Source organism: Neorhizobium sp. JUb45, from assembly GCF_004343585.1.
Classification (GTDB): domain Bacteria; phylum Pseudomonadota; class Alphaproteobacteria; order Rhizobiales; family Rhizobiaceae; genus Neorhizobium.
This window is the reverse complement of record NZ_SLYW01000015.1, coordinates 64918-72309: the sequence shown is the minus strand read 5'-3', so window position 1 is coordinate 72309 and position 7392 is coordinate 64918. Positions and strand designations below refer to the sequence as shown.

7 protein-coding genes are annotated in these 7392 nt (G+C 56.4%); 2 read left to right on the top strand and 5 right to left on the bottom strand.

Annotated elements, in window-relative coordinates; all coding sequences use genetic code 11:
• Positions 1 to 1439 precede the first annotated feature (1439 nt).
• The gene (locus EDF70_RS28265) at positions 1440 to 1862 is read right to left on the bottom strand and encodes a hypothetical protein (RefSeq protein ID WP_132281199.1); all 423 of its coding nucleotides are present in this window, start codon (positions 1860 to 1862) and stop codon (positions 1440 to 1442) included.
• Positions 1852 to 2112: a type II toxin-antitoxin system prevent-host-death family antitoxin gene (locus EDF70_RS28260; protein ID WP_132281177.1), complete on the bottom strand. Its 261-nt coding sequence runs from the start codon at positions 2110 to 2112 to the stop codon at positions 1852 to 1854. The genes EDF70_RS28265 and EDF70_RS28260 overlap by 11 nt, the downstream gene beginning before the upstream one ends.
• 660 nt (positions 2113 to 2772) lie before the next feature.
• On the opposite strand from EDF70_RS28260, the gene EDF70_RS28255 reads away from it, so the two are divergent.
• Both EDF70_RS28255 and EDF70_RS28250 read left to right on the top strand, forming a co-directional pair.
• Entirely contained in the window at positions 2773 to 3177 is a 405-nt protein-coding gene (locus tag EDF70_RS28255; RefSeq protein ID WP_132281174.1) for a PAS domain-containing protein, read from the top strand.
• 700 nt (positions 3178 to 3877) lie between these two features.
• Complete coding sequence (locus EDF70_RS28250) at positions 3878 to 4258, top strand: response regulator (protein ID WP_132281171.1); 381 nt, start codon at positions 3878 to 3880, stop codon at positions 4256 to 4258.
• A gap of 21 nt (positions 4259 to 4279) precedes the next feature.
• On the opposite strand, the gene EDF70_RS28245 is transcribed toward EDF70_RS28250, so the two are convergent.
• From EDF70_RS28245 to EDF70_RS28235, 3 genes are all read right to left on the bottom strand, one after another.
• Entirely contained in the window at positions 4280 to 5362 is a 1083-nt protein-coding gene (locus EDF70_RS28245) for a sensor histidine kinase (RefSeq protein WP_245519410.1), read from the bottom strand.
• A gap of 132 nt (positions 5363 to 5494) precedes the next feature.
• Complete coding sequence (locus tag EDF70_RS28240; RefSeq protein ID WP_132281168.1) at positions 5495 to 5866, bottom strand: response regulator; 372 nt, start codon at positions 5864 to 5866, stop codon at positions 5495 to 5497.
• Positions 5867 to 7330, bottom strand: coding sequence for a PAS domain-containing protein (locus tag EDF70_RS28235; protein ID WP_132281165.1), 1464 nt, complete (start codon positions 7328 to 7330; stop codon positions 5867 to 5869). It abuts the gene before it with no gap.
• Positions 7331 to 7392: the final 62 nt, after the last annotated feature.

The following is a 7392-nucleotide window of genomic DNA, read 5'->3' as shown; positions in this document are numbered from 1 at the left end:
CGTCTCGTCATGGTATCTCCTGTTCCCGGCATCTAAGCCGAAGTCAGGCAGAAATTCCACTTATCCCCGCTGTGCAGATTTCCCGAGCCACCTCTTTGTGATGATCAATCGCAGGAGCCGAAGCCTATGGATAGAAAAGTTGATCCACCAGTCGTCGAGGATGCGACAGAAGCCCGGCAAGGACGAACAGGCATGCCGGTACTTCTCGTTCTTGCGGCGGGCCTGATCTTGGCGCTTATCGCATGGGGATCGGCAGAGTGGTGGGGAGAGGCAACGGATTCTCCAACGGAGCAAAGTACAGCCGCTCCACCGGCGGCGCCGGCGCCCCCTAGTCAGGCACCTACAGCGGGAACCGGCAACACCGCTCCGACGGAAAGCATACCGCATTCGCAGAGCGGTTCAGGTGGTCCGGTACCGACAACGAACCCGTCGGGAACGACGACTGTGAAGCCATGATCTGTGCATCGCACTAGTGTTGTGTAACCTTCGCTTCACCGTACTACAGCTCCTGATAGCTCCCAGCAGCACCATTTCAAAACTATGAAGGGCTGTGTGCTGCGCGCGGTGCCCGATAGACTATTCTGTAAGAACTGCGCTGGCAGGGCGGGCGTAGGAAAAGATATATAGTGAAGACTCGGAAGTTTCATTGAAACTAACAGGTTCCAGTATGGGGTGCTGTTCACACGGATGGTTCGGATCCCTTGAAAGCTAAGAAGGCCACCTGCCTACGCGGCGCATTGAAGATAGACTCCGTTTCGGCTTTTCGAGCATGATGTGGAGAGGCAGGTCCAGATTGGTAGACCTGTTGTGACGAGGTGACACGATAGAATATTGTTCTTCTTCCGATTTCCCAGCTTTTTCGGGAATGTCGATTGGGACTAAGTCCCTGCCACCAGAGTCAAGAGTTCCGTCCATTGCGCCTCACATTTCTAGTCCTCATTGCCATTTTTGCGCTTTCCTCATGTGCCCGACCGGGACCTGAGACCCTGATGGTTGTCTCTCCTGTTCACCAGGCGACGCGTGTTGCGTGAGCGTCCGGTGAGCTGTTTTTGCTGATCGGACAAATCAAGCGATGTTCTGGCATTAGAACCAGCGTCGGCCGCATCGCCACCTGCTTGGTACGATGAAGTCAGGCTGATACAGGCATCTTCGGTCTTGTCGATCGAAAGGCGCTTAACAGCTTTTGCAATTGAAGCCCGAAATGCAGCAAACTTGCGAGGGTTCGAAGCCTTCGCTTTGGCAATATATGAGCGAGCTAAGTCGTTTAACTGATCGTACCATTGACGGCAGTGGTCTTCATTGTACCCCCACACAACTGAAATAGGGGGTCGACGGTTCAATTAGGTTCAAGAGCAAGACCGTCATCGGTGGGCGTGGCTGCTCCAACACTAGCCGGAATGATGGTGGGTAGTTAACTCGCGAAAATCGAATCTAGCGATTCAATCCATTCTGTTTATCCGGCGGCCTGAATTTCTGGAAGCTTCGCCAAAGGCCGCCGCAATCTTCATCATGAACGCCTTGCTGAAACGACCGAGTGTCTTCTCGTCTGGCTCGATATACCAAGAACGCTCAGCCACATCGTAATTGTATTCATCGACCATCACCCAACAGCGCTTCAGATCGCTCAGGCCGGCTCGACGTGCCTCCGTATCAGGGATTTCCAAGGCGGCGCGGTCGGTCTGTGGCGGTTGCGTTGTCACTGCGAGAAGAGCCAGGTGGGTAACGCCGTCCTTGGCAATACGAACCGCAACGACGACGCAGGTCGGGCGCGACTTGCGTCCTTCAGTCTCACCACGCTCATCCTGCCAACTCCATAGATACGGATAGCTGATTATCTGACCGGGAAGGAACTCACGGCTCATCGCCGTAGCCTTCACCACGCGCCAACCGATCGATTTCTGCACCAAACAGCTCTATATGCTCATCGGGCATGTCCGCGGCCCGATGAGGCTTGCGCGGGTCGCCACCGGTGCGCAGCCGTTCATAATGCTCATAGCTCATCAACACGAAGCGTGGCTTCCTGTGTTTGGTGAGAACTACCGGCTCACGGCTGGCCGCATCTGTGACATCGCCGACCTGCTTGTTGAGGTCACCCGTCGTGTAATGGCGCATAGACAATCTCCGAACTGGATATCCAGAATATCTGGAATTTCCAGATTATCAAGATATTTCGTTTTTCAGAAAGTTGATGGAGTGACGAGCGCATTTATTTGAATCGGAAATATAAGGCCGAGATCTGCTCTGCGAAAACGAGACTATCAAATTATGGGCCGAGGGTTCTGATCCACTCAAGAGCTTCAGCGCTGGCCGCCGCGGAACCCATGTGAGTCAAAATAACGAAACACGTTGCGCGAGCTGCTGCAAACAGTGCGTCGCGCGTCCATCAATCCACTACCTTGATCGTATGAGGTGAAGCGGCCTCGTTGCAAATAAATGAATATACAGAAGATCTAAAACAGCGCATAGGAAGTCAAGGCATCCGCCTCCTCCTTCAGAATTGTATCTATGACCAAAGTTCTCCTTGTTCCGGACACGTCAGGGCCTGCTGATCCATTGTTGGATGATCTGGCTTCCTATCTCACCGGCCTTAGACGACCCGCTCACATCACTCCGGCGCAGCCACTGCATCATAGGTCGTCCAGCCCTGGTGTCATGGCCGTTCTACAGATGCTGGAAGAACTCTACATCACCAAGCGGGACTGACGCACCAATACCCTTGAAACAACATTCACGAGCGCTAAAGTACGAATCGACGTGAAGACAGGAGATTTGATGCGTCAAATAGTGGAGCTAAACTTTGAAGCCGCGTTGATGGGCGGCAGCGTGCCGGATGCAGGTTTTTACTCGTGGGACCTACCTGAAAATATTCTCTACGCAGACAGCGCACTGGCCGCTTTGTTCGGGCTAGATCCAGATCTTGCGGAGAGAGGATTGCCGATAGAGGCATATCTCGCGCGCGTCCATCCCGATGATCGTCCGCGTCTCGCGAAAACCATACGTGACAGTATCGTCGGGCATCTACCGCAGCAGGAGACCTACCGCGTGCTCAACGCGACAGGCGCGTACGTCGCCGTGGCATCGTATGGTCGCGGCTTCCGGGACGCCAGTGGCAGCCCGGTGAGATATGTCGGTATCGTCATTCCCGCCGATGCTGATCAGCAAGAGACGTCGCATTGAATGACTGAACGTGCTACCGGGCGGTGGCACGGGGGCCTATGCTTTAAATTCATTCGCTCCTCCCGCTGCAACCTAGGCCGACCTTGATTTTGCACTGTTGGCGACAACTCCAAACGAATGTCTTCGGGCCAAATGATCACACATCTCGGACGCGATCATCGACTCGTCAGACCGGGCGTCCGCGATCATTGGGGTGGCTGTTGCTGGCGGAGGGTGATCGGAAACTCCAATTTCAGCCCGAGCGAAACCATGCAGAACATTGAATACCTCGTGCCAGATGTCTTCTCCGTTCAGTAAGTCCAAATCTTCGACGATGGCGAATATGGTGCGGTCGACAATCCGTCGGCATACCTCTTCGTCCACTGTATAGAGCGATGCCCTCTGATAGAGCCTTCGACGAAGTTCGGCATTGTCTGCTGCGTGGATTGAGGGGAGTGACATGTCCCTCCTCCTGTAATCAGGCAGGCAAAAGCACGTACGAACCCTTAGCCGCCACCGCCTACGAATTCGTGTGGTGACGATAGTAAGCAGTCTACGCCGATAACGGGGGAAGTCGATACCGCAAAGATTTGGCATCTCAGAAACGGGTTGAAGGTCAGGCCCGGGCTCCGCGCCAATGCTCCGTTATTTCGATGGAAACTAGACATCTAAGGAACAGAATTCGGGTCTGGCGCTTATGTGCTGAACATGGGAGCTGAACATGGGAGCTGATGAAATGCGAGAGCCGATTGCCTTGGTCGTTGACGACGAACCGTTGATCAGAATGGATACCGCCGACATAGTGTCGTCAGCAGGCTATCACGTCATTGAGGCAAGGAACGCCGACGAAGCATTCAAACTTCTCGCCAAGCACAGCTCCCTCAAACTTTTGATGACGGACATCCAGATGCCAGGCCAGATGGATGGCTTGGCTCTCGCCCGCTACGTCGGCGAACATTGGCCCGAGGTGCATGTCGTTGTCGCCTCGGGCGCTATCGTTCCGGCTCATAACGATCTGCCGGAGCGGGCGCGGTTCTTGGGAAAGCCGCTGAACGAAGCCTTGGTGATCGAAACACTTCAGGAACTCGAACGTGAAGCGTGAGTGCGGTCGGGATGACAGCGCTCAACCGATTTCCACTTGGTCCGATTGTCCCGAGTGGATGATACCTTCAAGCTCAAACCTGACACCGTCGGGATTATAGAGGGTTCGGCCCTGGCCCTCGAAATAAGCCGCCACAATCTTGTTCGTCAGTCGCGAACCGAACCCGGTTCTCGCAGGCTTTGCGACCGCGGGGCCGCCAACCTCCTGCCAGGTGAAGGTGAAACGATCTCCGGCGGTCAAATCCCACGAGATTTCGACCTTGCCGGCATCGTCTGACAGGGCTCCGTATTTGACGGCATTCGTTGCCAGCTCGTAGACGGCAAGCGATAGCCCAACTGCTTGCTGGGATGCCACCCGCGTATCCGGGCCGCTGATGACGGCCCGGTCAGGGCGATCTAGGTGCGCCTTCATCGCGGCCTCGACGATACCGCGGACGGGTGTGTCTTCCGCCGACTCGTGGAGAAGCTCCTGGGCGTTTCCGAGTGCTGTGATGCGGTCTGCGACGGTCGCCCGCGCCTGTTCGAGACTTGTCGCCTGGCGAAGCGTGGAGGACACGACTGCACCTGCCACTGCAAGCGTATTTTTGACACGGTGGACCAGTTCGCGCTGTAGTGCGTTCTGGTTCCTGCGAGCTATGACCCCCGCGGTCGCGTCGATCGCCACGTTCATCATCCCTTTCACCTCGCCCTCTTCGAAGAGCGGGCTGTAGGAAAATGTCCAAAAGGTCTCTTCATCGAAGCCGTTGCGGGTCATGACGAGCGGCAACTCTTCGGCCCAGGTGCCGTCTCCAGACATGGCCTGATCAACGAACGGCTTGATGTCGGACCAGATGTCCGACCAGACAACATTGGCAGGCTGGCCAAGCGCACCGTGTTCCTTAGCCCCAAGAAGCGGCGCATAGGCATCGTTGTAAAGCATCGTGAACTGCTCGCCCCAGAACATGCAGATCGGGTGTCGCTGACCAAGCATCAGCGAGACAATCGCTTCGAGCGCCTTCGACCAAGAGGATATCGGCCCGAGTGGCGTCGAGGCCCAGTTGAACTCTGCTGTCATTCGGCCCATGCGGCCGGCCCCGAAAGTCGGATGTTGGATGATGCTGTCCATGGACCTCTCGCCATTCGGTGTGTCGACATGAGCGAAGGGAGGGCCGACAAGTGCCCCTCGCACTATAGGGTATTGAAAGCAGCCATGTTGATAAATCTCATGGATGCCGTTGAACGACTAGGCCGCCGAGACCTAAGTGGTGGCCTCGATGCCCATTTCGGCGAGTGTAGCACCCAGTAGCCGTTCCGATATGGGCTTAGAAAGAAACCGTGCGCCTTCAGGCAGGCTGCCTTGGTCCGGCGAGTACCGCCCTGATATTACGATGATCTTGCAGTCGGGCCAGCGTGAGGCGGTGAGATTGGCGAGCTTGATGCCGTTCATCGATCCAGGCATGTCGATGTCAGTCAGCATTGCACTCACTGTCGTCTGCGTCTCAAGAATGACGAGGGCTTGATCGGCATTCGCCGCTTCAAGCACGGTGAAGCCACTGTCACCGAGCACGTCGGCCAAATCCATCCGGATCAGGCCGTCGTCTTCTACAACGAGGATGGGGAGCTGAGCCATTCAGTGTTCCTGCTGGAAGCCGTCGAGGTCGGCGCCTATCACGCAGACCAGACCGTCGGGCGGGTAAGAGAATTCCACGGTGCTGTCGGATGTGCCATTGAGGCCGGCGTTGATCAGCCTCATGCCTGAGCCAAGAGTTTCTGGCTGCGCAACAGGCGGTCCTCCGCTCTCGCTCCAGATCAGTTCGAAGCGGTCGGATTTTGGCCCGGTAACCATCCACCGTATGCTGACGCGCCCGTCCGGCTCGGAGAGGGCGCCGAACTTGGTCGCATTCGTCGCCAGCTCATGAAGGATCAGCGACAGCGAAAGGGATGGACGAGAGCCAACCTTCACCCTCGTTCCGGAAACGGTGATGCGCGGATTGGCCGGGTCGTCGTGGGTCGATATAATTTGCTCGACCAGTTGATTGACGGTCGAAGCGCCCACTCCTCCGAGCAAGATCGTATCGTGGGCAGCGCTTAACACGCCAATACGGTCAGACAGGCGAAGTCGGGCACTGGCAAGATCCGGCGAGTTTCGAAGTGTCTGTGACGCGATGGCCTGGATCATGGCAAGCTGGTTCTTGAGGCGATGCCCAAGCTCATGGGAGAGCAGTTCCTGCTTCTGCTGCTCTGCACGAAGGTCGGTTACGTCGAGCGCCTGGACCAGAATACCGCTCACCGTCCCATCGTCCTCCCGCATCGGCTGGTATACGAGATCGATGACGCGGTTCTGCTTTTCGCCGGCAGTCCCGCGGTTCAGCTCGATCTCGAGATTTTTCGCGACAAAAGGCTCGCCCGTCCGATAAACGCCGTCGAGAATGTCAATATAGCCCTGCCGAACGACCTCGGAAACCGCATCGGCGACCGTCTTGCCGATGATCTCACGGTCCGTTCCGATCATCGAATAGTATACTTCATTTGCATATTCGAAGACGTGGTCAGGACCGCCCAGTAGTGCGATGCCGCCGGGGCTCAACTCGAACACCTGTTCGAAACGTTCTCGCAACGTCCGCTCCGCCTTGCGCTCTGCGACGGTCGCGGTCTGTTCGGTGCAGGCACAGAACATCCCCAGCACCGTTCCCCAGGGGTCTCGAACCGGCGTGTAGGAGAACGCGAAATGGGTCTCTTCAGGGTAACCGTTGCGGTGCATGACGAACTCGATGTCTTCCATCGAGGTGCCTTGTCCGGCGAAGGCTGCGGATATGATCGGTTCAACCTGGTCCCAGATGTCGTGCCAGAGCTCACCGAAGGGCCGGCCGAATGCAGCCGGATGCCGGTGGCCACACATGGCAGCGTAGCCGTCATTGTAAAGCGTGGTTTGAGATGGTCCCCAGACTATGAGCATCGGCTGCAGAGAGCCGAGCATAACATTCACGAGAGTCCTAAGCTCGACGCTCCAGCCATCCACCGGCCCCACGCTCGCCGTGTCCCAATCGAATTCGTTGCATAGCCTGCGGCATTCTGGGTTGGTTTCCAGCGCCAAATCCTGTCGTCCCTTTTTTTCCCGCGCGACCTAACGCATGGACTTGTAATTCGTTCCAGCTA